This is a genomic window from Nakamurella endophytica, from assembly GCF_014646215.1.
Lineage (GTDB): Bacteria > Actinomycetota > Actinomycetes > Mycobacteriales > Nakamurellaceae > Nakamurella > Nakamurella endophytica.
On sequence record NZ_BMNA01000004.1, the window covers coordinates 158,240 to 181,484 of the forward strand.

The 23,245-nt window shown below is 74.1% G+C and carries 21 protein-coding genes; 12 read left to right on the forward strand and 9 right to left on the reverse strand.

Annotation, left to right across the window (positions count from 1 at the left end; genetic code table 11):
* Window positions 1–59 precede the first annotated feature (59 nt).
* From IEY37_RS11230 to IEY37_RS11240, 3 genes are all read left to right on the forward strand, one after another.
* Complete coding sequence (locus IEY37_RS11230) at window positions 60–1,472, forward strand: FAD-dependent oxidoreductase (RefSeq protein WP_188941655.1); 1,413 nt, start codon at window positions 60–62, stop codon at window positions 1,470–1,472.
* A 40-nt stretch (window positions 1,473–1,512) separates the two neighbouring features.
* A complete protein-coding gene (locus IEY37_RS11235) occupies window positions 1,513–2,088 on the forward strand; it encodes a DUF1990 domain-containing protein (protein ID WP_188941656.1) in 576 nt (191 codons plus the stop codon).
* Between the two features lie 148 nt (window positions 2,089–2,236).
* On the forward strand, window positions 2,237–3,322 hold the full coding sequence (locus IEY37_RS11240) for an S-(hydroxymethyl)mycothiol dehydrogenase (protein WP_188941657.1): 1,086 nt from the start codon (window positions 2,237–2,239) through the stop codon (window positions 3,320–3,322).
* Window positions 3,323–3,380: 58 nt separating this feature from the next.
* Here the strand turns inward: IEY37_RS11240 and IEY37_RS11245 are convergent, their stop codons facing one another.
* The gene (locus IEY37_RS11245) at window positions 3,381–3,605 is read right to left on the reverse strand and encodes a DUF5302 domain-containing protein (protein ID WP_188941658.1); all 225 of its coding nucleotides are present in this window, start codon (window positions 3,603–3,605) and stop codon (window positions 3,381–3,383) included.
* A gap of 228 nt (window positions 3,606–3,833) precedes the next feature.
* Between IEY37_RS11245 and IEY37_RS11250 the strand changes: the two genes are divergently transcribed.
* From IEY37_RS11250 to IEY37_RS11260, 3 genes are all read left to right on the forward strand, one after another.
* Window positions 3,834–5,279 carry a gamma-aminobutyraldehyde dehydrogenase gene (locus IEY37_RS11250; protein WP_188941659.1) on the forward strand — a complete coding sequence of 482 codons (1,446 nt, stop codon included), beginning with the start codon at window positions 3,834–3,836 and terminating at the stop codon, window positions 5,277–5,279.
* Window positions 5,276–6,655: a 4-aminobutyrate--2-oxoglutarate transaminase gene (gene gabT, locus IEY37_RS11255; protein WP_188941660.1), complete on the forward strand. Its 1,380-nt coding sequence runs from the start codon at window positions 5,276–5,278 to the stop codon at window positions 6,653–6,655. The genes IEY37_RS11250 and gabT overlap by 4 nt, the downstream gene beginning before the upstream one ends.
* A gap of 142 nt (window positions 6,656–6,797) precedes the next feature.
* Window positions 6,798–8,033, forward strand: a complete 1,236-nt coding sequence (locus IEY37_RS11260) for a SatS C-terminal domain-containing protein (RefSeq protein ID WP_188941661.1) — start codon at window positions 6,798–6,800, stop codon at window positions 8,031–8,033.
* A 54-nt stretch (window positions 8,034–8,087) separates the two neighbouring features.
* Here IEY37_RS11260 and IEY37_RS11265 read toward each other — a convergent pair whose 3' ends face one another.
* On the reverse strand, window positions 8,088–9,176 hold the full coding sequence (locus IEY37_RS11265; RefSeq protein WP_188941662.1) for an adenosine deaminase: 1,089 nt from the start codon (window positions 9,174–9,176) through the stop codon (window positions 8,088–8,090).
* A gap of 132 nt (window positions 9,177–9,308) precedes the next feature.
* Here IEY37_RS11265 and IEY37_RS11270 point away from each other — a divergent pair, with 132 nt between their 5' ends.
* Both IEY37_RS11270 and IEY37_RS11275 read left to right on the forward strand, forming a co-directional pair.
* The gene (locus IEY37_RS11270; protein WP_188941663.1) at window positions 9,309–10,448 is read left to right on the forward strand and encodes an ATP-binding cassette domain-containing protein; all 1,140 of its coding nucleotides are present in this window, start codon (window positions 9,309–9,311) and stop codon (window positions 10,446–10,448) included.
* Entirely contained in the window at window positions 10,445–11,248 is an 804-nt protein-coding gene (locus tag IEY37_RS11275; protein WP_188941664.1) for an ABC transporter permease, read from the forward strand. Before IEY37_RS11270 ends, IEY37_RS11275 begins: the two co-directional genes overlap by 4 nt.
* A 73-nt stretch (window positions 11,249–11,321) precedes the next feature.
* On the opposite strand, the gene IEY37_RS11280 is transcribed toward IEY37_RS11275, so the two are convergent.
* Window positions 11,322–12,605 carry a thymidine phosphorylase gene (locus IEY37_RS11280; RefSeq protein ID WP_188941665.1) on the reverse strand — a complete coding sequence of 428 codons (1,284 nt, stop codon included), beginning with the start codon at window positions 12,603–12,605 and terminating at the stop codon, window positions 11,322–11,324.
* A 115-nt stretch (window positions 12,606–12,720) separates the two neighbouring features.
* On the opposite strand from IEY37_RS11280, the gene IEY37_RS11285 reads away from it, so the two are divergent.
* Both IEY37_RS11285 and deoD read left to right on the forward strand, forming a co-directional pair.
* Window positions 12,721–14,109 carry a cytochrome P450 gene (locus IEY37_RS11285; protein WP_188941666.1) on the forward strand — a complete coding sequence of 463 codons (1,389 nt, stop codon included), beginning with the start codon at window positions 12,721–12,723 and terminating at the stop codon, window positions 14,107–14,109.
* Entirely contained in the window at window positions 14,106–14,825 is a 720-nt protein-coding gene (gene deoD / locus IEY37_RS11290; RefSeq protein ID WP_188941667.1) for a purine-nucleoside phosphorylase, read from the forward strand. Before IEY37_RS11285 ends, deoD begins: the two co-directional genes overlap by 4 nt.
* Window positions 14,826–14,846: 21 nt before the next feature.
* Here the strand turns inward: deoD and IEY37_RS11295 are convergent, their stop codons facing one another.
* Entirely contained in the window at window positions 14,847–15,584 is a 738-nt protein-coding gene (locus tag IEY37_RS11295; protein ID WP_188941668.1) for an SDR family NAD(P)-dependent oxidoreductase, read from the reverse strand.
* A gap of 203 nt (window positions 15,585–15,787) precedes the next feature.
* Here IEY37_RS11295 and IEY37_RS11300 point away from each other — a divergent pair, with 203 nt between their 5' ends.
* Entirely contained in the window at window positions 15,788–15,979 is a 192-nt protein-coding gene (locus IEY37_RS11300; protein ID WP_188941669.1) for a hypothetical protein, read from the forward strand.
* Window positions 15,980–16,012: 33 nt separating this feature from the next.
* Here IEY37_RS11300 and IEY37_RS11305 read toward each other — a convergent pair whose 3' ends face one another.
* A complete protein-coding gene (locus tag IEY37_RS11305) occupies window positions 16,013–17,389 on the reverse strand; it encodes an amidohydrolase (RefSeq protein WP_188941670.1) in 1,377 nt (458 codons plus the stop codon).
* 128 nt (window positions 17,390–17,517) lie between these two features.
* On the opposite strand from IEY37_RS11305, the gene IEY37_RS11310 reads away from it, so the two are divergent.
* Window positions 17,518–18,615, forward strand: coding sequence for a class I SAM-dependent methyltransferase (locus IEY37_RS11310; protein WP_188941671.1), 1,098 nt, complete (start codon window positions 17,518–17,520; stop codon window positions 18,613–18,615).
* A 94-nt stretch (window positions 18,616–18,709) separates the two neighbouring features.
* Here the strand turns inward: IEY37_RS11310 and IEY37_RS11315 are convergent, their stop codons facing one another.
* From IEY37_RS11315 to IEY37_RS11330, 4 genes are read right to left on the reverse strand one after another with little or no spacing between them, the layout of a single operon-like run.
* Window positions 18,710–19,126: a cytidine deaminase gene (locus IEY37_RS11315; protein ID WP_188941672.1), complete on the reverse strand. Its 417-nt coding sequence runs from the start codon at window positions 19,124–19,126 to the stop codon at window positions 18,710–18,712.
* A complete protein-coding gene (locus tag IEY37_RS11320) occupies window positions 19,123–20,382 on the reverse strand; it encodes an ABC transporter permease (RefSeq protein ID WP_188941673.1) in 1,260 nt (419 codons plus the stop codon). Before IEY37_RS11320 ends, IEY37_RS11315 begins: the two co-directional genes overlap by 4 nt.
* On the reverse strand, window positions 20,379–21,491 hold the full coding sequence (locus tag IEY37_RS11325; protein ID WP_188941674.1) for an ABC transporter permease: 1,113 nt from the start codon (window positions 21,489–21,491) through the stop codon (window positions 20,379–20,381). The genes IEY37_RS11320 and IEY37_RS11325 overlap by 4 nt, the downstream gene beginning before the upstream one ends.
* Complete coding sequence (locus tag IEY37_RS11330) at window positions 21,488–23,158, reverse strand: ABC transporter ATP-binding protein (RefSeq protein WP_188941675.1); 1,671 nt, start codon at window positions 23,156–23,158, stop codon at window positions 21,488–21,490. The genes IEY37_RS11325 and IEY37_RS11330 overlap by 4 nt, the downstream gene beginning before the upstream one ends.
* Window positions 23,159–23,245: the final 87 nt, after the last annotated feature.

Sequence of the window (23,245 nt, forward strand, 5' to 3'; positions counted from 1 at the left end):
CCTGTGAGGGTCACCTAACGTCCGTGCGCGCCGCGCACCCCAGTTCCGCAGGAGCATGCATGCCCGCGCTGTCCGAGTCCGCCGCCGACACCCCGGCACCGGCTGCCGACGCGGCGGCCACCGGCGGCCTGCGGGTCGCCGTCGTGGGTGCGGGGCCTGCCGGGATCTACGCCGCCGACATCCTGACCACGCGGGACCCGTCCGCCACCGTCGACATCTTCGACCGGCTGCCCACCCCCTACGGGCTGATCCGGTACGGGGTCGCCCCGGACCACCCCCGGATCAAGCAGATCATCGTCGCGCTGCACCGGGTCATGGAGAACCCGCGCATCCAGTTCTTCGGCAACGTGCACGTCGGCGCGGATCTGAAGGTCGACGAGCTGCGGACGTACTACGACGCGATCGTGTTCGCCACCGGCGCCGAGCGCGACCGGTCGATCGGCATCCCCGGTGAGGACCTGCACGGTTCGTACGGCGCCGCCGACTTCGTCGCCTTCTACGACTCCCACCCCGACCGGGAGCAGGTCTGGGACCTCACCCACGCCCGGTCGGTCGCCGTGATCGGCGTCGGCAACGTCGGTCTGGACGTCGCCCGGCTGCTCGCCCGGACCGGCGACGAGCTGCTGTACACCGACATCCCGGCGCACGTGCACGAGGTGCTGCGCAACTCGGCCGTCACCGACGTCCACATGTTCGCCCGCCGCGGGCCGGCGCAGGCCAAGTTCACGCCGGTCGAACTGCGCGAGCTGGACCACTCCCCCAATGTGCAGGTGGTCGTCGCCCCGGAGGGCATGGAGTTCGACGCGGCGTCGGAAGCGGCGCTGGGGCAGTCGAAGTCGCTGCGCATGGTGGTCGACGTGCTGTCCGAGTGGGCCATGCGGGACCCGGAGCCCGGACCGCACCGCCGCATCCACATCCACTTCCTCGAGAACCCGATCGAGATCCTGGGTGAGGACGGGCATGTCGTCGGTCTGCGGACCGAGCACCAGGAGCTGACCGGCGGCGGCAACGTCCGCGGCACCGGCGAGTTCACCGACTGGGAGGTGCAGGCGGTGTACCGCGCCGTCGGCTACCGCTCCGAGTCCATCGAGGACCTCCCGTTCGACACCGTGAAGCTGGTGCTGCCCAACGCAGGCGGCCGGGTGCTGGACCTGGACGGCGAGCCGCTGCCGGCCACCTACGCCACCGGCTGGGTCAAGCGCGGTCCGGTGGGGCTCATCGGGCACACCAAGTCCGACGCCGCCGAGACCGTCGGCCACCTGCTCGCCGACGCGCCGACCCTGACCCGCGCCCCGCAGCGCAGCCGCGACGCCGTCAAGGCCCTGCTGGAGAGCAAGGGCCTGCCGGTGACCGACTTCGAGGGCTGGGACCGCCTCGACGCGCACGAGCTGGGACTGGGCGAGCCGCACGGCCGCGGCCGGGTCAAGGTGCACACCCGCGAGGGCATGACCGGGGTCGCCCGCATCCGGTGACCGGCAGCCCACGCCGGGTCGACGCCCGGGGCGGACGCTCGTGACAGACGCCCCGGCGGGGCGCCGGCTGTCCGTGCTGTCCGCCGCCGACGCGGACCGGCTCCGCGAGCTGCCCTTCACCTACCCCACCCCCGGCTGCACGGCGGGCGACGTCGCACCGGCGGGCCTGCGCCTGCTCCGCGTCCGTCACCGGTTGCCGCCGGAGGCGGACCTGGACCTCGCGGCGGTCGCGCTGTTCGGGTGGGGCCCGCAGCGTTCGGTCGGCCGGGTGGCCGCGTCGTCGCCGGTGGTCCGCCAGGGTGCCGTCGCGCTGCTCCGGCTGGGCGTCGGCCCGCTGCGGATCACCGCACCGGTCCGGGTGGTGGACGTCGTGCACGGACCGACGACCCGAGGGTGGGCGTACGGCAGCCTGCCCGGCCACCCGGAGACCGGTGAGGAACGCTTCCAGCTGGACCTCGACACCGCCTCGGGGCGCCTCGTGCTGACCGTGACCGCCATGTCCCGCGAGGCCACCTGGTGGATGCGGGCGGCCGCCCCGCTGGCCCGGTCGGTCCAGCGGGCCGCGGCGCACCGGTACGCCCGGTCGGCCGACCGCGCGGCGCTGCCGGGCCGCTGAGACCGGCGGCGGGGACACTGCAGCCGCGCCGGCCGGACCTGGCTACAGTCGCGCACGGCGCCGTCGCGGGCGTCGACCCGGACCGGTCCGGGTCCGGCCCGCCCGTCCCGTCGCCGCCCGTCCCGCCGGATCACCGAGGAGCCAGCAAATGCCGCAGACCGTGCAGGGTGTCATCTCCCGGGCCAAGGACGCCCCGGTCGAGCTGACCACGATCGTCGTGCCGGACCCCGGGCCCGGCGAGGCGGTGGTGCAGATCCAGGCCTGCGGGGTGTGCCACACCGACCTGCACTACAAGACCGGCGGCATCGGCGACGACTACCCGTACCTGCTCGGCCACGAGGCGGCCGGCGTGGTCGAGTCGGTGGGCGACGGCGTCACCGAGGTGCAGCCCGGCGACTACGTGATCCTCAACTGGCGCGCGGTGTGCGGCGAGTGCCGCGCCTGCCGCCGCGGCCGGCCCTGGTACTGCTTCAACACCCACAACGCCCGGCAGAAGATGACGCTGGAGGACGGCACCGAGCTGTCCCCCGCCCTAGGCATCGGCGCGTTCGTCGAGAAGACGCTCGTCGCCGCCGGCCAGTGCACCAAGGTCGACTCCGCGGCCCCCGCGACCGTCGCCGGGCTGCTCGGTTGCGGCGTCATGGCCGGCATCGGCGCCGCCATCAACACCGGGGCCGTCACCCGCAACGACAGCGTCGCGGTCATCGGCTGCGGCGGGGTCGGCGACGCCGCCATCGCCGGCGCCCGGCTGGTCGGCGCGCACACCGTCATCGCGATCGACACGGACCAGCGGAAGCTGGATTGGGCCAGGGAGTTCGGCGCCACGCACACCGTGCTGGCCTCCGACGGCGACGTCGTCGAGCAGGTGCAGGCACTGACCGGCGGTTTCGGCGTGGACGTGGCGATCGACGCCGTCGGGCTGCCGCAGACCTGGAAGCAGGCGTTCTACCTGCGCGACCTGGCCGGCACGGTCGTCCTGGTCGGCGTCCCCAACCCGGCGGCGCAGCTCGAGATCCCGCTCATCGACGTCTTCGGCCGCGGCGGCAGCCTCAAGAGCTCCTGGTACGGGGACTGCCTGCCCACCCGGGACTTCCCCGTGCTGATCGACCTGTACCTGCAGGGCCGGCTGCCGCTGGACCGGTTCGTCACCGAGCAGATCGGGCTCACCGACATCGAGGCGGCCTTCGAGAAGATGCACCACGGCGACGTGCTGCGCTCCGTCGTCGTCCTCTGAGCTGGTCCCGTTCAGTCGGGGCACCGGCCGGCTCGCCCGGCCGGTGCCCGCCGCGGGCTCAGCCCGACTTGCGGCGGAAGGTGCGGGTGGCCTTGTGGTTCGCCGTCGCGCCGCCGACCCCGCCGTGCCCGTCCAGGTGCGACGACCGGGCCGCCGCGGCCTGCTGCTTGCGGGCCAGCACGGCGCGGAACGCCGCCTTGGGATCCGTCGGCGCTTCGGCGGACGCCTGGCCCGTGTCGCCGTCGCTGTGCTCCGGTGCGGTGTCCCCGTGCTCGTCCGCCACTGTCCGCTCCCCGCTCTCGTCGCCGCCGGTCCGGGCGCCGCGGAGGCGGCGCCGCGACCATCATGACCCGGCCCGGCGACGGGATGCCACCGGGTTCCGGGGCCCGGGCCGGCCCCTCCGGCGGGCGGCGGCCCGGTCCGGAGCGGCAGACTGCAGGCACCACCCGGCCCGCCGCGGGGCCGGTGCACCGGCCGGCACCGGCCGGCCAGCGACCACGGAAGGACAGCCATGACGGCCCCCCTGCGGGAACTGCGCAACTTCGTCGGCGGCAGCTTCGTGCCGGCGGCGGACGGCCGGACGAGCGAGGTGATCGACCCGTCCACCGGCACGGCCTACGCCACCGCGCCGGTGTCCGGCCCCGCCGACCTCGACCGGGCGTACGGCGCCGCGGCCGAGGCGTTCGAGAGCTGGGGCCGCACCACGCCCTCGGAACGGCAGCGGGCGCTGCTGCGGATCGCCGACGCCCTGGAGGCCAGGGCCGACGAGTTCGTCGCGGCCGAGTCGCAGAACACCGGCAAGCCCTTGGCGCTGACCGCGTCCGAGGAGCTCCCGCCGGCCGTGGACCAGCTCCGGTTCTTCGCCGGCGCCGCCCGGGTGCTGGAGGGCCGGGCCGCCGCCGAGTACATGGCCGGGCACACCTCGTTCGTCCGCCGGGAACCGGTCGGCGTCGTCGGCCAGGTGACGCCGTGGAACTACCCGTTGATGATGGCGGTCTGGAAGATCGGCCCGGCGCTGGCGGCGGGCAACACCGTGGTGCTCAAGCCGTCCGACACCACCCCGGTCACCACGCTCCTGCTGGCCGAGCTGGCCGCCGAGTTCCTGCCCCCGGGCGTGCTGAACGTCGTCGCGGGTGACCGGGAGACCGGTGCCGCACTGGTGTCCCACCCGACCCCGGCGATGGTCGCCATCACCGGCAGCGTCCGGGCCGGGATCCAGGTCGCGCAGGCCGCCGCGTCCGACGTCAAGCGGGTGCACCTGGAGCTGGGCGGCAAGGCGCCGGTGGTGGTCTTCGACGACGCCGACGTGGCCGCCGCGGCCGAGGCGATCGCGGTGGCGGGCTACTTCAACGCCGGGCAGGACTGCACCGCGGCCACCCGGGTGCTCGCCGCCCCCGGCGTGCACGACGACTTCGTCGCCGCGCTCGCCGAGCAGGCCAGGGGCACGATCACCGGTCCGCCGTCGAGCACCGACGCGCTCTACGGTCCGGTGAACAACGAGCGGCAGCTGGCCCAGGTCTCCGGCTTCGTCGACCGGCTGCCCGACCACGCCTCGCTGGACGCCGGCGGCCGCACGGTCGGCGACCAGGGGTACTTCTACGCACCGACCGTGGTCTCCGGCCTGCGCCAGGACGACGAGGCCGTGCAGAACGAGATCTTCGGGCCGGTCATCACCGTGCAGCGCTTCTCGGACGAGCGGCAGGCGCTGGCATGGGCGAACGGCACCCAGTACGGCCTGGCGTCGTCGGTGTGGACCCGCGACCACGGCCGGGCGATGCGGATGGCGGCGGCGCTGAACTTCGGCTGCGTCTGGATCAACACGCACATCCCGCTGGTGGCCGAGATGCCGCACGGCGGATTCGGACACTCGGGCTACGGCAAGGATTTGTCGATGTACGGACTCGAGGACTACACCCGCATCAAGCACGTCATGTCCGCCATCGGGGAGATCGCATGAGCGCCAGCACGGCCACCACCGCCAGCACCGCCAGTACGGCAGCAGCTGCGGGCCCGACCTTCCGCCTGCCGCAGGAACGCCGGCTGGTCACCGAGGTCCCCGGACCCCGGTCCCGTGAGCTGCAGGCGCGCCGCGCGGCCGCCGTGGCGTCCGGGGTGTCGTCCAGCCTGCCCGCCTTCATCACCGACGCGGACGGCGGCGTGCTGGTCGACGCCGACGGCAACTCGCTGATCGACCTGGGCTCCGGCATCGCCGTCACGTCGGTGGGCAACGCCGCGCCGCTGGTGGTCGACGCGGTCCGGGAGGCGGTCGGCCACTTCACGCACACCTGCTTCACCATCACGCCGTACGAGGGCTACGTGGCGGTCGCCGAGGCGCTCAACGAGCTGACGCCGGGTGCGCACACCAAGCGGTCCGCGCTGTTCAACTCCGGCGCCGAGGCCGTGGAGAACGCCGTGAAGATCGCCCGCTCGGCGACCGGGCGGCAGGCCGTGGTGGTGTTCGACCACGCGTACCACGGGCGCACGAACCTGACGATGGCGTTGACCGCCAAGGCCATGCCCTACAAGAAGGGCTTCGGCCCGTTCGCCGGCGAGATCTACCGGATGCCGATGTCGTACCCGTTCCGCGACGGACTGGACGGCAAGGAGGCCGCCGAGCGCGCCATCTCGGCCATGCAGGCGCAGATCGGCGCCGACTCGATCGCCGCGGTGCTCATCGAGCCGATCCAGGGCGAGGGCGGTTTCGTCGTACCGGCCGAGGGATTCCTGCCGGCCCTGTCGCAGTGGTGCACCGCCAACGGCGTGGTCTTCGTCGCCGACGAGATCCAGACCGGGTTCTGCCGCACCGGCGACTGGTTCGCCTGCGACCACGAGGGCGTGGTGCCGGACATGGTCACCACCGCCAAGGGCATCGCCGGTGGGCTGCCGCTGGCCGGCGTGACCGGCCGCGCCGACCTGATGGACTCCGTGCACGGCGGCGGGCTGGGCGGCACCTACGCCGGCAACCCCGTCGCCTGCGCCGCCGCGCTCGCCGCCATCGAGACCATGCGGTCCCTGGACCTCGCCGCGGCCGCCCGGCGGATCGGCGCCGCCGCGCTGCCCCGGCTCCGCGCGCTCGCGCAGGACACCGGACGGATCGGCGACGTCCGCGGGCGCGGCGCCATGCTGGCCGTCGAGTTCACCGTGCGCGGCTCGACGGAGCCCGACACGGCGACCACCGCCGCGGTGGCCAGGGCCTGCCACGACGCCGGTGTGGTCGTGCTGACCTGCGGCACCTATGGCAACGTCATCCGGCTGCTGCCGCCGCTGGTCATCGGCGACGACCTGCTGGACGAGGCGCTGACCGTGCTGGAGGGCGCCGTCCGCGCCGTCTGAAGGCACCGGGTCGCCGGCGGCCCCCGCTCTCTCCCTGCGCCGGCGACCCGGTGCCGCCGGCACCCCGGCGCCGGGGCCGGTCCCCGGCCGGCCGATATCCTGACGGCCGCCCGGGACCCGGGCACCGGCGAGAGGACACGTGGTGGCAGCGGAGATCGTCCCGATCCAGCTCGGGCTGACGGCCGGGAACGTCCTGACGCTCTGGGCGCCGCGCTGGCGCGAGGACGGCGAGGAGTGGGAGGCCTTCCTCGGCCACGGCGACCACATCTACGTCTTCCCGGACCCGGCGCACCTGGCGGCGTTCATCCGGTCGGACGCCGAGCACGACCTCACGGATCATCCCGAGTGGGAGACCGCGGCGCGGATGCTCACCGACGAGCTGGTCCCCGACGACGACCACCGCTTCGACATCGTCGGCGTGCCGGACCTGGTCGCCGAGACGCCGGACATCTGGACGCTGGCCGAGATGACCGACACGGTCGCGATCCTGCGGTCGCTGGCCGAGGTGTGCGACCTTCCGGCCGTCGACGAGGTGCTGGACTCCGCCGACGGCTTCTCGGTCCTGCCGCTCGGCGAGTCGGCCTTCTCCGGCCGGCAGGGCGAGAAGCTCTGGAACGGCATCGGCGCCGCCGTGGTCCGGAACTGGGACAAGGTGGTCGACGCGGTCGACTCGGTGGTGACCACGCCGTCGGTCGACGCGGCGCTGCTGGAGACCGCCCAGGCCGAGGCGGCCGCCACCCACGCGGTGCTCGAGGACGAGACCGAGGAGGACGTCGAGGTCGCCGAGCTCGAGGAGGGCGAACGCGACCCGGAGCTGGCGTTCTGGGACGAGATCGGCATCGACTGCATCGAGGTGGCCGTCGACGGTCGCACCGGCTGGACGCTGCGCTGCTACCTGGACGACGAGCCGCTGTTCCTGGCGGTCGGCGACCGCATCCAGATCTTCTCCAGCGACGAGGCCCTCGAGGACTACGTCACCGGCACCGGCGCCGACCACCGGCTGTCGTCGCTGGAGATCTGGCCGCAGGTCAGGGACGCGATCGACGGTGGCGACGCCGTCGTGGTGGCCGGCCCGGAGAACAGCTACCAGCTCGACGGGCTCACCGAGGCGCTCGCCGCGGGCCCGGCCGCGGTCCCCGCCGAGCGGCTCGACCTGGCCGTCGAGCTGCTCACCGACGCGGCGGCCGCCCGGCGGGACACGGCCACCGCCGACGCCCTGTCCACGGCCACCCCGCTGGGCAGCCTGGTGCGGGCGATCACCCGGCCGGATCCCGGCCGGCTCCCGCCGGCGCCGCCCTTCGACGACGAGGCCGAGCAGTGGCAGGAACTGGTGGCCCGGTTCGCCGCGTCGCTGGACTGGGACCCGCCGGCGCGGTAACCGCTCGCGTCCGGTCCGGGCCGGCATTCCCGGTCCGGGACCGGGCGTCGGCCGTCAGGCCAGCAGGGCGGCGTACCCGGGCTTGATGACGTCGTCGATCAGCCGCAGGCGCTGGTCGAAGGGCAGGAAGGCCGACTTCATGGCGTTCACGGTAAACCACTGCAGGTCGTCCCAGGTGTAGTCGAACGCCTCCACCAGCGCCGCCATCTCGCTGGTCATCGAGCACCCGCTCATCAGCCGGTTGTCGGTGTTCACGGTGACCCGGAAGCGCAGGTCCTTGAGGATGCCGATGGGGTGCTTGGCGATCGACTCGGCCGCCGCCGTCTGCACGTTCGAGGTCGGGCACATCTCGAGCGGGATGCGCTTGTCGCGGACGTACTCGGCGAGCCGGCCGAGGTGCGCCGTGCCGTCGAAGGCCAGCGAGATGTCGTCGACGATGCGGACCCCGTGGCCGAGCCGGTCGGCGCCGCACCACTGCAGCGCCTCCCAGATGGACGGCAGGCCGAAGGCCTCGCCGGCGTGGATCGTGAAGTGGGCGTTCTCCCGGCGCAGGAACTCGAACGCGTCCAGGTGCCGGGTGGGCGGGAAACCGGCCTCGGCGCCGGCGATGTCGAATCCGGCGACCTCGCGGTCGCGGTAGGCGACGGCCAGCTCGGCGATCTCCCGCGACCGGGCGGCGTGCCGCATGGCGGTGAGCAGGGCCCGCACGCGGATGCGGTGACCGGCGGCCTCCGCGGCCCGGCTGCCCGCCGCGAAGCCGTCGAGCACGGCCTCGACCACCTCGTGCAGGGCCAGCCCGTGCTCCACGTGCAGCTCGGGAGCGAAGCGGACCTCGGCGTAGACGACGCCGTCCGCGGCCAGGTCCTGCGCGCACTCCGACGCCACCCGGACCAACGAGTCCCGGTCCTGCATGACGCCGACGGTGTGCGTGAAGGTCTCGAGGTAGCGCTCCAGCGAGCCCGAGTACGCCGACTCGGCGAACCAGCGGGCCAGCTCCCGCGCGTCGGTGCTGGGCAGCGCGTCGTAGCCGGTCGCCTCGGCCAGTTCGATCAGGGTGGCGGGCCGCAGACCGCCGTCGAGGTGATCGTGCAGCAGCACCTTCGGGGCGGTGCGGATGGTGTCCGGATCGAGCGGCGACGGCATCGTCGGACGGTACCCGACCGCCGCCGGCCGGGACGGGTGGTCGCGCCCGCCCGGTCCCCCGGGGAACCGAGAACGGTTGCCCGCGGCTAACTGTCCGGTGACTGTCGGGGGTGGTCCGTACCCTCGCCAAGTGTGACGGACATCATCGAGGTCGAGGGTTTGCTCAAACGCTTCAAGGAGACGACCGCCCTCGCGGGGGTCGACTTCACGGTGCCCCAGGGCACGGTGCTCGGTCTGCTCGGCCCCAACGGCGCCGGTAAGACCACCGCGGTCCGCATCCTGGCGACGCTGCTGCCCGCGGACGGCGGCCGGGCGGTGGTGGCCGGCTACGACGTCGCCACGCAGCCCGCCCAGGTGCGGTCCCGGATCGGACTGACCGGCCAGTACGCCGCGGTCGACGAGTACCTCACCGGCGCCGAGAACCTGGAGATGATCGGCCGGCTGTACCGGCTCGGCAGGTCCGAGTCCCGGCGTCGCGCCGGCGACCTGCTCGAGCGGTTCGACCTGGTCGACGCCGCCGGACGGCCGGCGAAGACCTACTCGGGCGGCATGCGCCGCCGGTTGGACATCGCCGCCTCGCTCATCGCCCGGCCGCCCGTGCTGTTCCTGGACGAGCCGACGACGGGCCTGGACCCGCGCAGCCGGCAGGACATGTGGGAGTTCATCGCCGCTCTGGTGCAGGACGGCACGACCATCCTGCTGACCACCCAGTACCTCGAGGAGGCCGACCGGCTCGCCGACAGCATGGTGGTCATCGACCACGGCACGGTGATCGCCCGCGGCACCGGCGACCAGCTCAAGGCGGCGGTCGGCGGCCAGCGCCTGGAGTTCACCGTCGCGGACGCCGCCATGGTCGCGGTGGTCGCCGAACGTCTCGCCCCACTGGGCATCGAGCCGCCCCGGGTGGACCAGCAGACCCGGACGGTCACCCTGCCGGTGTCCGGCGGCGCCGAGGTGCTGGCCACCGCGCTGGCCCGGTTGGACGGCGCGGCGGTCGAGCTGGTCGACGTCGGTCTGCGGCGCCCGGACCTGGACGACGTCTTCCTCGCCCTGACCGGCCACGCCGCGGAGGACGGGACCGGCACGCCCGACGCGACCAGCGGCACCAGCGGCGCGAACAGCACGGACGGCGGCCCGGCCGGTGGACGCGGCACCGGATCGGGGCCCGGCGGTCCGGCGCCGGGCGGCGGCACCGCGGGCGCCGGCGTTCGACCCGCAGCGCCGGCGACCGGTCGGCACGCCGCGGCGGAGACGGAAGGAGCACACCGATGAGCGCCGTGACGGCCGCCCTCGCGGACGGCGTGACCATCACCAAGCGGAACCTGATCAAGGTCAAGCGGGTGCCGGACCTGATCGTCTTCAGCACCCTGTCGCCGATCATGTTCGTGCTGCTGTTCCGCTACGTCTTCGGCAGCGCCATCGCCGTGCAGGGCATCAGCTACGCCGAGTTCCTGCTGCCCGGGATCTTCGCCCAGACGGTCATCTTCGGGTCCACCGTGACCGGCGCGAGCCTGGCCGAGGACCTGCAGAAGGGTCTGATCGACCGATTCCGGTCGCTGCCGATGGCCAGGTCCGCCGTGCTGGTCGGCCGCACGGTGGCCGACATCGGGTTGAACGTGATCACCGTGCTGGTCATGTCGATCACCGGGCTGCTGGTCGGCTGGCGCATCCACACCTCGTTCCCGGAGGCGCTCGCCGGCTACCTGCTGCTGCTGGGGTTCGCGTTCGCCATGTCGTGGGTGATGGCCATCGTCGGGCTGCTGGTCCGCACGCCGGAGGTGTTCAACAACGCCACCTTCATCGTGGTCTTCCCGCTGACCTTCATCGCCAACACGTTCGTGCCGACCAACAACTTCCCCTCCGTGCTGCGGGCGATCGCCGACTGGAACCCGGTGTCGACGCTGACCCAGGCGGCCCGCAACCTGTTCGGCAACGTCCCGCCCAGGCAGGCCACCGGCGGCGCCTGGTCGCTGCAGCACGCCGAGCTGTACACCTTGTTCTGGGTGGTCGGCATGCTCGTGGTGTTCGTCCCGCTGGCGGTCCGGATGTACCTGCGCACCGCCGTGCGCTGACCCGGGACGGCGGCCCGGCGCCGGCAGCGGTCCGCCGCGTCGGGCGGCCGCAGCCGGGCAGCCGCGGGGCCGGTCAGCCGCGGACGGTGTCGAGGATCAGCGGCCGCAGCGGGGCCGCGTCCCCGGGATCGATCCGCAGGGCGCCGGCCAGTTCGCTGCGGGCCGCGTCCAGGCGCTCCGGGGTGTCGGTGTGCAGCTCGAAGACCGGCTGGCCACGGACCACCCGCTCGCCCGGCCGGGCCAGGCACAACACGCCGGCGGCCGCCTGCACCGGGTCCTCCTTGCGGGCCCGTCCCGCGCCGAGCCGCCAGGCCGCGAGGCCCACCGGCAGCGCCGCCAGCTCGGTCACCGTCCCGTCCCGCTCGGCGGTGACCACCTCGACCTCCGCCGGCCGGGGCAGCGGGGCGGCCGGGTCGCCGCCCTGCGCCGAGACCATCGCCCGCCAGCTGTCCATCGCGCCGCCGGAGGCCAGCACCCGCGCGGGATCCCGGTCGATCCCCGCCAGGGCCAGCATCTCCGACGCGAGCGCCAGGGTCAGCTCGACCACGTCGGCGGGCCCGCCGCCCGCCAGCACGTCGAGCGCCTCCGCGACCTCCACGGCGTTCCCCGCGGCCCGGCCGAGCGGCGTGGACATGTCGGTGAGCACCGCCGTCGTGCGGACCCCGTGGGCGGCGCCCAGCTCGACCATGGTCCGGGCCAGCTCCGTGGCGCGCTCCCGGGTCTTCATGAAGGCGCCGTCGCCCACCTTGACGTCGAGCACCAGCGACGCGGTGCCCTCGGCGATCTTCTTGCTCATGATCGAGGCGGAGATCATCGGCACGGACTCGACGGTGCCGGTGACGTCGCGCAGCGCGTAGAGCTTGCGGTCCGCCGGTGCCAGGTCCGGCGACGCTGCACAGATCACCGCCCCGATCCGGGACAGCTGCCCGGTCAGGGCCTCCGGGGACAGGTCCGCCCGCCACCCCCGGATGGACGCCATCTTGTCCAGCGTCCCGCCGGTGTGGCCGAGCCCGCGGCCGGACAGCTGCGGCACGGCGGCCCCGCAGGCCGCCACCAACGGCACCAGGGCCAGCGAGACCTTGTCCCCCACGCCGCCCGTCGAGTGCTTGTCGACGGTCGGCCGGCCCACGCCGGACAGGTCGAGCCGCACCCCGGACCGGATCATGGCGGCGGTCCAGGCGGCGATCTCGGCCGGCGCCATGCCGTTCAGCAGGATCGCCATCAGCAGCGCCGACATCTGCTCCTCGGCGACCTCGCCCGCGGTGTAGGCGCCGACCACCCAGTCGATCTGAGCCGTGGTCAACGTGCCGCCGTCCCGCTTGGCGGTGATCACGTCCACGGCGGCGAAGCTGGTCATGACTGCCCTTCCGCGCGGCCGGCGCCGGCGGCCGCCGGCCCGCCCAGTATCGGCGGCGGCCGGGACGGCCCGCACGGTGGCGGGAGAGCCCGTCGGCCCTGGCTATCGTGACCGGATGACCGGCTCCGCGGCGACCCACACCGGCACCGGCGATGCCGGCGGCGTCGCGACCGGCGGCGTCGCGGCCGGCACCGGCGCCGGCGGTGTGGTGGCCGATCCGCGGGCCGGGGTCGGCCCGGGCGGGACGGGCACGACCGCCGCCGACCTGGGGTTCGACCCGGCCGATCCCGCCTTCGTCACCGACCCGTACCCGGTGTTCCGGCGGCTGCGCGACCACGGCCCGGTGATCCCGCTGCCGGACCGGCAGCTGTTCCTGCTCACCCGCTTCCCCGACGTGCACGCCGCGCTGCGCGACCGGCGGCTCGGCCGCGACTACCACCACCGGTACACCGACGAGGAGTTCGGCCGGGCGGGCGAGGACCCGCGCTGGCCGCGGTGGGCCGCGTCCGAACGCTGGTCGCTGCTCAACCTGGAGCCGCCCGACCACACCCGGCTGCGCCGCCTGGTGACCAAGGTGTTCACCGCCCGCTCGGTGCAGGCGCTGCGGCCGCGGATCGAGGAACTGGCCCGTCATCACCTGTCCCGCGCGCTGGCCGGCGGCGGCGATTTCGACCTGATCGCCGACTACGCCCAGCCCTACTCGGTGCAGGTCATCTGCACCTTGCTCGGCGTGCCCGTCGCCGACGGTCCGCGGCTGCTCGACTGGTCGCACGCCATCGTCAAGATGTACGAGCTGGCCACCCCGGAACCGCTGCAGCAGGCCGCCGAGCGGGCCGGCGGCGAGTTCATCGACTACGTCACCGATCTCATCGCCCAGCGGCGGGCGCACCCGCAGGACGACCTGGTCACCGAGCTCGTGCAGGTCTCCGACGAGGGTCAGCGGCTGAGCCAGGACGAGATCGTCTGCACCGTCATCGTGCTGCTCAACGCCGGCCACGAGGCCACCGTCAACACCCTGGGCAACGGGTTGCGCGCCCTGCTGATGCACCCCGACCAGTGGCGGCGGCTGACCTCGGGAGAGGTCGACCCGCTCGTCGCCGTCGAGGAGCTGATCCGCTGGGACCCGCCGCTGCAGATGTTCGAGCGCTGGGTCCTGGACGACGGCGTCGAGTTCGGCGGCCGGACGTTCCGGGTCGGCGAGCGGATCGGCATGCTGTTCGGCTCCGCCAACCGCGACCCCGACCGGTTCCACGAGCCGGACCGGTTCGACGTCGGCCGCGGCGACGCCACCCACATCGGGTTCGGCGGCGGCCTGCACTTCTGCATCGGCGCGCCGCTCGCCCGGCTCGAGCTCGAGGTGTCGCTGCGCCGGCTGCGCGAGCTGGACGACCTGCGGCTCGCCCGGGAGCCGCAGTACCACCCGCACTTCGTCATCCGCGGGCTGACCGGCCTGCACGTGAAGACCGACCGCACCGTCCCCACCGAGGAGGGCACCGCCACGTGAGCACCCCGCACATCGCCGCCGCGCCCGGCGACTTCGCGCCCGTCGTGCTGATGCCCGGCGACCCCCGCCGCGCCCGGCTGATCGCGCAGCGGCTGTTCGACGAGCCGCGGCTGGTCACCGACGTGCGCAACATCGAGGGGTGGACGGGCACCGTCGCCGGCCGGCCGGTGTCCGTCCTGGCCTCCGGCATGGGCTGCCCGTCGATCACCATCTACGCCACCGAGCTGTTCCGGTTCTACGGCGTCCGGCGGATCGTCCGCGTCGGCACTGCCGGCGGGCTGGCGCCCCGCCTGCAGCTCGGCGACGTGGTGGTCGGCTCCGCCGCGCACACCGACTCGTCGATCAACACCACGCGGATCCCCGGTGTGCACTTCGCCGCGGCGCCGTCCTACGGGCTGCTCAGCGCCGCCGTGGCCGCCGCCCGCGCCGCCGGCGTACCGGTGCACGTCGGCCCGATCTTCTCCAGCGACCACTTCTACGGCGTCGGCTCCGATGTGTTCTCCGCACTGGCCAGGCACGGCACGCTCGCCGTGGAGATGGAGGCCGCGGCGCTCTACGGCGTGGCCGCGGCCGAGGGCGGCGAGGCGCTCACCACGGCGACGATCACCGACCACCTCGAGCGCGGCGAATCCATGACACCGGCCGAGCGCGAGGAGTGCTTCCAGCGCATGTCGCGGATCGCCCTGGCCGCCGTGCTGTCCGACAGCCCGTCCTGACCGGCCGCACCGAACCGGGGCTCAGTGCGGGTACAGCCCGCCGTCGAGCAGGTAGACCTTGCCGGTCAGGTAGCCGGAGCCGAGCATCGTCAGGGCCAGCTCGGCGACCTCGTCGGCGGTGCCGAACCGGCCGACCGGGATGCGCCCGGCGTCCGCATCTGCCGGCAGCATCCCGGTGTCGGCCACCAGTGCCGGCGCGAGGGCGTTGACGGTGACACCCGATCCCGCGTACCGCGCGGACAGCCACGCCGTCAGGCCGTGCAGGGCCGCCTTCGACGCGGCGTAGTGCGGGCCGATGAGCCCACCGGTGAACGCCGCGACGGACGAGGTGAACAGCACCCGGCCGAAGCCCCGGTCCGCCATGTCCGGCACGAGCCGTTGGGCGAGTAGGAACGGGGCCGTCAGGTTGACGGCCAGAGTGCGCTGCCAGGTGTCCAGGTCCAGCTCCGGAAGACCCGGGGTGGGCACCGACAGCCCCGCGTTGGCCAGCAGCAGGTCGACGGGCCCGCACTCCGCGGCGACCCGGTCGGCCAGGGCGACCACCTGGCCCGGATCGGCCAGGTCGGCACCCGCGGCGATGGCCCGGACACCGCTCGCCCGCGCCTGTGCTGCCGATTCCTCGGCGGCGGCGGCATCCCCGCCGTAGGCCACCGCGACGTCCGCGCCGGCCGCTGCCAGCCGCCGGACCAGCGCCCGCCCGATGCCGCCTGACCCGCCGGTCACCAGCGCCACCCGCCCGGCCAGGTCCCCGATCGCCATGCACCGACGGTAGGCCGACGGGTTCCGGGTGGCCCGGCCGGGACCGGGGCAGTCGGCCGGCCGACCCTCTTCGCCGTCACACTGCGTGAGGGACGCCCGGCGCGGTACCCCCTTCGTATGGACTGTTCATCAAACCTTCAACGACCTCGCCGAGCGGCCTATCGTGAGCATGTCGCTCCCGCTCGACCCGTCGGAGGTGTCCTGTGACCACCCAGCCGTTCCGCCCGACGGGCGGCCCGCTCGCCGAGGCCCAGCAGTTCCGCGACCGTGTGTTCCGCCGCGCGGGCCTGCTGCCCCGCTATGCGACCGACGCCCTCCGCGGCCGGTCGGCGACGGAGCAGCCGGTCCTGCACCTCGCCCCGGACCACCGGCCGGAGCTGCTTCCTCGCGGCTGAGACCGCCTGCGGACGACCTGTCCGGGCAAGACGTCAGTAGGCGTTGTAGCTCTGGATCGACGTCCCGTGGCTGGTGTCGGTGAGCCGTGCCAACCGCGGCCCGAGGTCGGCGACGACGGCGGGCACGTCGACGGTGAGCAGCCGGCGGTCCTGCATCAGCACCCGGCCGGCCACCACCGTCGTGGAGATGTCCGCGGACCGGGCGCTGTAGACCAGGGTGGCCGCGAGGTCGTGGACGGGCTGGGTGTGCGGTCCGGAGAGGTCGACGAGGACGATGTCGGCCTGGTGCCCCGGTGCCAGCGAGCCGATGCGGCCGGCGAGCCCGACCGCCGCCGCACTACCGAGCGTGGCGAGGCCGAGCACGTCCCGCGCCGTCATCCACAGCTCGTCGCCCTCCTCCACCCGCTGCACCAGCGCGGTGACGAGCATGCTCTCCCACACGTCGAGGGTGTTGTTCGACGCCGCCCCGTCGGTGGCCAGCCCGACCGCGACGCCGGCGGACAGCAGGGACCGGATCGGGGTGGTCTCCTCGCCCTGCTTGAGGTAGCCCTTGGGCGCGCTGCCCACCCCCACCCGGCCGCGGGCCCGGGCCAGCAGCGGCAGGTCCTCCTGGACGACGCCCTTGGCGTGGGCGATCAGCACCCGGGCGTCGAGCAGTCCGGTGTGCTCGAGCACCGCGATCGGGGTCATGCCGCGACGTGCCCGGCTGGCCCTGGTCTCCGCGCGGCTCTCCGCGGCGTGGATGTGCACGAGCAGGTCGTGCTGCAGCGCGGCGGCCGCGGTGGTGCGCAGGTCGTCGTCGTCGACGGTGTAGGCGCCGTGCGGCGCGAGGCTGGTGGTGATCCGCCCGCCCGCCGCGTCCCGGTGGGACAGCGCGAACTCCAGCGAGGTGTCGAACCCCGCCCGGCCCTGGCTGCTGAAGTACGTCCAGCCCAGGTTGGCCCGCAGCCCGGTCTCGTCGACGGCGCGCGCCACCCGGTCCATCTCGAAGTAGTGGTCGGCGAACGTGGTGACCCCGGCGGCGATCATCTCGGCGCACGCGAGCCGGGCCCCGACCTCGACGTCGTCGGGGATCAGATTGACCTCCATCGGCCAGATCCGGGTGTTGAACCAGTCGACGGTCGACACGTTCTCGGCGGCGCCGCGGAACAGCACCATGGGCGAGTGGGTGTGGCAGTTGATCAGCCCGGGCATGGCGACCTGCCCGCGGCCGTCGATCACCTGCGCCGCGGGGACCGGCGTCCCCTCGACGGGTCCGACGAAGTCGATCACCCCGTCCCGGACGACGATCGTCGACCCGGGCCGGAAGTCGATCGCGCCGTCCGGCCCGTGCACCAGCGAGGTGACATCGGTGATCACCAGATCGGCGGGTCCGGGGGCGGGCTGTGGCACGGTGGCGTCCGACGGCATGGGGCCATCCAACCGGACCTCTCCGGCCGCGGGGCACCACGGGTGCAGCCCGGCGGGCGCGGGCGGGTCCGCGGACCGGTGGTGCGGTCGCGATGCAGGCAGCCGGACGGCGACGGGCAGGAGGCACGGTGGACGGCGCAGCGAGCGACACCGCAGGCGGCACCGCAGGCGGCGCGGCGGACGACGGCGCGGGACCGACAAGCACGACGGACGGGGTGGAGCTGGCGGTGCGGGCGCTGCTGGCCCGCGCGGACGGTGACGCCGACGCCGCCGTGCACCACGCCCGGGCTGCGGCGGCCGCGGGATCCCTGCTCGGCCACGCCTTGTCGCGCTACCTCGACCCCGCAGCCGGGGCCGCCGCCGCTGCCGGCGCCACCGCGCCGGTCTACGACGCTCCCGCGGCGTTCCAGGCCTTCGTCGACGGCGGCGGCAACGTCGAGCTCTACCGGCGGACCAGCGCGGCGCTGGCCGCGGTGTACCGGCGGGCGCCGCGCGGCCGGGTGCTCGACCTCGGCTGCGGCGACGGCCTTGCGGTGGTCCCGGCGGTGCTCGCCGCCGGCGACGCCGCGCCGGCCTCCGTCGACCTGGTGGAGCCGTCCGCCGCCCTGCTCGCCGACTGCCGGGCCCGGTGCGCGGCCGCCGGCCTGGCCGTCGTCGCTCAGGCACCGACACCGACACCGACACCGACGACACCGGCCGACGCTCCCGCCGGCCCGACACCGACGGACGGTCGCGGCCCGGCCGCCGGCACGACGGTGCGGACCTGGCAGACCACGGCCCAGCAGTGGCTCGGCGGACCGGCGGCCGGTCAGCGGTGGGACGTGGTGGAGTCGACCTTCGCGCTGCAGTCGCTGCCGCCCGCGGACCGCGCCGCGGTGCTGTCCGCCGTCGCCGACCGCGCCGCGACGCTGGCCGTGGTGGAGTTCGACGTCCCGCCGGAGCCGGCCACCCCCGAGGACCGGGCGCGGTCGCTGGCGCGGCGCTACGAGCACGGCATCGCCGAGTACGGCGCCGACCGCGACCTGGTCACCCAGGGCTTCCTGGTCCCGGTGCTGCTCGGGCTCGTCGACCCCGCGGCCTCCCGGACCAACTGGGAGCATCCCGCCGCCACCTGGGCCGCCGACGTCGCGGCCGCGGGGTGGACCGATGTCCGGGTCGAGCCGGTCGCCGACTACTGGTACGCCCCGGCGTTCCTGCTGACCGCCCGCAGCGGCACCCGCGGCTGACCCACCGCGGGCCGCGCGGCGGGTTGACCTCAGCAGTACGGGCGGCGGACCGACCGCATGGGAGCCGCCCCGGCGGCCCGTGCGGTCCCGCGGGTCAGGCCGGCAGGTGCTCGGGCCCGAACGCCTCGGGCAGCACGAACCGCATGTCCCGGGGACCGACCGGGGTGTCCACCACGAGGTCCGGACCGCCGAACTCGTACAGGACCTGGCGGCAGCGCCCGCACGGCATCAACAGGTCCCCGACCCCCGACCGGCAGGCCAGCGCCACCAGCCGGCCGCCGCCGGTCAGCCGCAACTGCCCGACCAGCGTGCACTCGGCGCACAGGCCCAGGCCGTAGGAGGCGTTCTCGACGTTGCAGCCGGTGATCAGCCGGCCGTCGTCGACGACGGCCGCGACGCCGACCTGCAACCCGGAGTACGGGCAGTACGCCAGCTGCGCGGCCGCCACCGCCTGTTCCCGCAGCAGGTCCCAGTCGACGGCCGGCCCGGCGGGCCCCGCTGCGACGGTCATCCGCGGCCGCCCTTGCGGTACGTCATGCCGTCGGCCTTGGGCGGCCGCAGCCGCTGCGAGGCGAGCCCCATGACCAGCAGGGTGATGGCGTACGGCGCCGCGGTGACGAGCTGGCCGGGCAGCGCGTCCGTCGCCAGGAACCACCAGATCGCCAGCGCGGCGATGACGACCGCCACCACGGCCACCGCCCGGTTGCCGCGGCGCAGCTGCAGGGCCGCGACCAGCACCAGCGCGACGGCCAGCAGCAACAGGAAGGCGTGCATGGCGGTGCCCTCGCTGTCGAAGAGCTGGACGCCGTCGGTGTAGCCGAACAGGATCGCGCCGGCCGCCATGCCACCGGGTCGCCAGTTGCCGAAGATCAGCGAGGCCAGGCCGATGAAGCCGCGGCCGGCCGTCTGGCCGTTGACGAACTTCAGGCCGATCACCAGGAAGGCGCCGGCCAGGCCGGACAGGGCGCCGGACACCAGCACGCCGATGTACTTGTAGCGGATGACGTTGACGCCCAGCGACTCGGCGGCGTACGGCGCCTCGCCCACGGACCGCAGCCGCAGCCCGAACCGGGTGCGCCACAGCACGAAGCCGGAGCCGGCGATCAGCAGCACCGCCAGCACGGTGAGCAGGGACAGGGACGTCGTCGCCCCGCCGAGGATGCCGGCCAGGTCGGAGACGAAGAACCAACCCTTGGCCGCGATCGAGTCCAACCAGTCCGACAGCCCCGGGATGGTGATCCGGTAGACGTCGCTGACCGGCGGGGACTGCTGCTCGCCGCCGCCGGGCGCGTTGGCGAACAGCAGCTGGGACAGGAACAGCGCCAGGCCGGGCGCGACGATCGACAGCGCGACGCCGGCGATGATGTGGTCGACGCCGAAGGTCACGGTGGCCACCGCCAGGATGGCGCCGCCCACGACACCGGCCAGGATGCCGGCCACGACGCCGGGCCAGGGTCCGTACTGCCAGCCGATCCAGGCGCACCCGAACGTGCCGAGCACCATCATCCCCTCGAGGCCGATGTTGACCACGCCGGCCCGCTCGGACCACAGGCCGGACAGGCCGGCCAGCGCGATGGGCACGGCCGCGGTGATCGCCGACTGCACGGCGCCGACCGACGTGAGGTTGGCGGCCCCGGTGAGCACCCGGACCAGCGAGATCACCGCCAGCGCCGCCAACACCAGCACCGACCAGGTGACCGGGCTCCAGTGGCGGGTGCGCGGCTCGACCGCCGGCCGGGTGACGGGGGCGTCCTCGACGGCGCTCATGCGGCCACCGGTTCCTTCCGGCTCTGCGCCAGCGCCCGGGCGACGTCCCGCTGTTCCAGGACGACGCGGTAGCGGCGGACGATCTCGTACGCGACGACCACCGACAGCACGATGGTGCCCTGCATGATCACGACCAGCTGGTTGGGCACGCCCACGCCCTGCAGGGCGTTGGCCGAGCTGTCGAGCGCGGACCACAGCAGCGCGGCGAAGGCCATGCCGACCGGGTGATTGCGGCCGAGCAGGGCGATGGCGATGCCGGTGAACGCGAAGCCCGACGGGAAGTTGATCGAGTACTGATGCGAGGGGCCGTTGAGCAGCTCGGGCATGCCGACCAGCCCGGCCACCGCGCCGGACAGCAGCATCCCGGCCACCGCCATCCGCTTGACGCTGATCCCGCTGGCCACGGCGGCCGCCGGGTTGAGCCCGGTGGCCTTGATCTTGAAGCCGAACACGGTGCGGGACAGCAGGAACGCGTAGAGGACGCCGACCAGCAGGGCGAGCAGCAGCAGCGTGTACAGCGGCGTGATCGACTTCGGGATCGGGATGGTGGGCACCATCCCACCGTCGGTGATCGGCCGGGTGCCCAGGTTGTTGCCCTGCTGCACGGCCAGCCGCCCCGGGCTGAGCAGGTAGGCGATCACCGCGGTGGCGATGGCGTTCAGCATGATCGTGCTGATCACCTCGCTGACCCCGCGGCTGATCTTGAGCCACACCGCGATCCCGGCCCAGGCCGCACCGATCAGCATGGCCGCGACGATCGTCATCAGGATCCGGACGACCGACGGGATGCCCTGCATGAACGACGCGCCGGCGAGCGCGGCCGAGAGCATGGCGGCCAGCCGGTACTGGCCGTCGACGCCGATGTTCAAGAGGTTCATCTTGAACCCGATGGCCACCGCGACGGCCGCCAGGTAGTACGAGGACACCTGGTTGACCGTGCCGACCAGGACGCGCGGCCGGGAGAACGCCTGCCCCATGGCCCCGAACGCCTCGAACGGGTTGTGCCGGGTGAGCACCAGGATGATCGCGGAGACGATCGCCGAGAAGATCAGCGCGCCGACCGGGCCGGCGGCGCCGAGCAGGACCCGGCGACCGGAGAGCGCCTTCACTCGGTCACCTTCCGCGCGGACAGGCTGCCGCCGGCGGTGCCCAGGTCCGACTCGGCGACCCGGTCGGCGCTGCCGACGACACCGGCCTGTCCGGGCTGCTCCGGCCGGTCCGTGCCGGCGGTGTCGGGCAGGTCGGGCCCACCGGCCTCGTGGCCGCCGGTCATGGCGACGCCCAGCGACTCGGGGGTGACGGTGCGCGGGTCCAGCGGCGGGCCGATCCGGCCGCGCAGGATCACCCGCAGGGTGTCGGACATGCCGATCAGTTCCTCGAGGTCGGCGGAGATCAGCAGCACGGCCAGGCCGGCCGCCCGGGCGTTGCGGAGCTGGTCCCAGATGGCGGCCTGGGCGCCGACGTCGACGCCGCGGGTCGGGTGGCTGGCGATGAGCAACGCCGGGTCGCCGCTCATCTCCCGGCCGACGATCAGCTTCTGCTGGTTGCCGCCGGACAGCGCGGCGGCGAGCACGTCGATGCCGGGGGTGCGGACGTCGAACTGCTCGACGATGCGCCGGGTGTCGGCGCGGGCGGCGGCACGGTCGAGGAACATGCCCCTGGCGGCCGGGCGGCGGGTCTGGAAGCCCAGACACCGGTTCTCCCACAGCGTCGCCTCGAGCAGCAGGCCCTGGCGGTGCCGGTCCTCGGGGATGAACCCGACACCGGCCTCGCGGCGCCGGAGCGTGGACAGCCGGGTGACGTCCCGGCCGGCGAGCTCGACGGCGCCGTCCGCGACCGGCTCGAGACCCATGATCGCGTCGACCAGCTCGGCCTGGCCGTTGCCCTCGACGCCGGCGATGCCGACCACCTCGCCGGCCCGGATGGACAGGTCGATGTCCGACAGCACGTCGCGGCCGACGCCGGCGACCCGCACCCCGCGCAGCCGCAGCACCTCGCGGTCGGTCACCGTCGACTCGCGCAGCTCCGGCACCGGCAGCGCCGAGCCGACCATCATCTCGGCGAGCTGGCGGTTGGTCACCTGGCGCGGGTCCGCGGTGCCGACCGTGGTCCCCCGCCGGATGACGGTGATCTCGTCGGCGATGGCCCGCACCTCGTCGAGCTTGTGGGAGATGAAGATGATCGTCAGGCCCTCGGCCTTGAGGTCGGCCAGGTTGCCGAACAGCTCGTCGACCTCCTGCGGCACCAGCACCGCGGTCGGCTCGTCGAGGATCAGGATCCGGGCGCCGCGGTAGAGCACCTTGATGATCTCGACGCGCTGCCGCGCGCCGACGCCGAGCTCCTCCACGAGCGCGCGGGGGTCGACGCCCAGGCCGTACCGCTGCGCGATGGCCTCGATGTCCCGCCGCGCCCGGGCGCCGTCCAGCCGGCCGGACGAGGTCGGCTCGGCCCCGAGGACCACGTTCTCCCAGACCGTCAGGTTGTCGGCGAGCATGAAGTGCTGGTGCACCATGCCGATCCCGGCGGCGATGGCGTCCGCCGGGGAGGCAAACGTCCTGGCCTGACCGTCGATCTCGATGGTGCCCTCGTCCGGCTGGTGCAGCCCGAACAGGGTCTTCATCAGCGTGGACTTGCCCGCGCCGTTCTCCCCCACCAGGGCGTGCACGGTGGCGCGCCGCACGGACAGGTTGATGTCGGAGTTGGCGACCACACCGGGGTACCGCTTGGTGATGCCGGTCAGCCGCACCGCGGGCGGCGCGTCGATCAGCGTGCTCATCGCTGCTCCTGGTGGGTCACGTCGCTCCTCGTGGCCGGTGCCGATGGCGACCCGGTCCGCCCGGGGGCGGTGCCGGTCCGGGTCATT

Bases quoted from the DNA above. Each gene is read 5' to 3' on its own strand.
- IEY37_RS11230 (WP_188941655.1), top strand. From the start codon at position 60: ATGCCCGCGCTGTCCGAGTCCGCCGCCGACACCCCGGCACCGGCTGCC.
- IEY37_RS11240 (WP_188941657.1), top strand. From the start codon at position 2,237: ATGCCGCAGACCGTGCAGGGTGTCATCTCCCGGGCCAAGGACGCCCCG.
- IEY37_RS11250 (WP_188941659.1), top strand. From the start codon at position 3,834: ATGACGGCCCCCCTGCGGGAACTGCGCAACTTCGTCGGCGGCAGCTTC.
- gabT (WP_188941660.1), top strand. From the start codon at position 5,276: ATGAGCGCCAGCACGGCCACCACCGCCAGCACCGCCAGTACGGCAGCA.
- IEY37_RS11265 (WP_188941662.1), bottom strand. From the start codon at position 9,176: ATGCCGTCGCCGCTCGATCCGGACACCATCCGCACCGCCCCGAAGGTG.
- IEY37_RS11275 (WP_188941664.1), top strand. From the start codon at position 10,445: ATGAGCGCCGTGACGGCCGCCCTCGCGGACGGCGTGACCATCACCAAG.
- IEY37_RS11280 (WP_188941665.1), bottom strand. From the start codon at position 12,605: ATGACCAGCTTCGCCGCCGTGGACGTGATCACCGCCAAGCGGGACGGC.
- IEY37_RS11285 (WP_188941666.1), top strand. From the start codon at position 12,721: ATGACCGGCTCCGCGGCGACCCACACCGGCACCGGCGATGCCGGCGGC.
- IEY37_RS11295 (WP_188941668.1), bottom strand. From the start codon at position 15,584: ATGGCGATCGGGGACCTGGCCGGGCGGGTGGCGCTGGTGACCGGCGGG.
- IEY37_RS11305 (WP_188941670.1), bottom strand. From the start codon at position 17,389: ATGCCGTCGGACGCCACCGTGCCACAGCCCGCCCCCGGACCCGCCGAT.
- IEY37_RS11315 (WP_188941672.1), bottom strand. From the start codon at position 19,126: ATGACCGTCGCAGCGGGGCCCGCCGGGCCGGCCGTCGACTGGGACCTG.
- IEY37_RS11320 (WP_188941673.1), bottom strand. From the start codon at position 20,382: ATGAGCGCCGTCGAGGACGCCCCCGTCACCCGGCCGGCGGTCGAGCCG.
- IEY37_RS11330 (WP_188941675.1), bottom strand. From the start codon at position 23,158: ATGAGCACGCTGATCGACGCGCCGCCCGCGGTGCGGCTGACCGGCATC.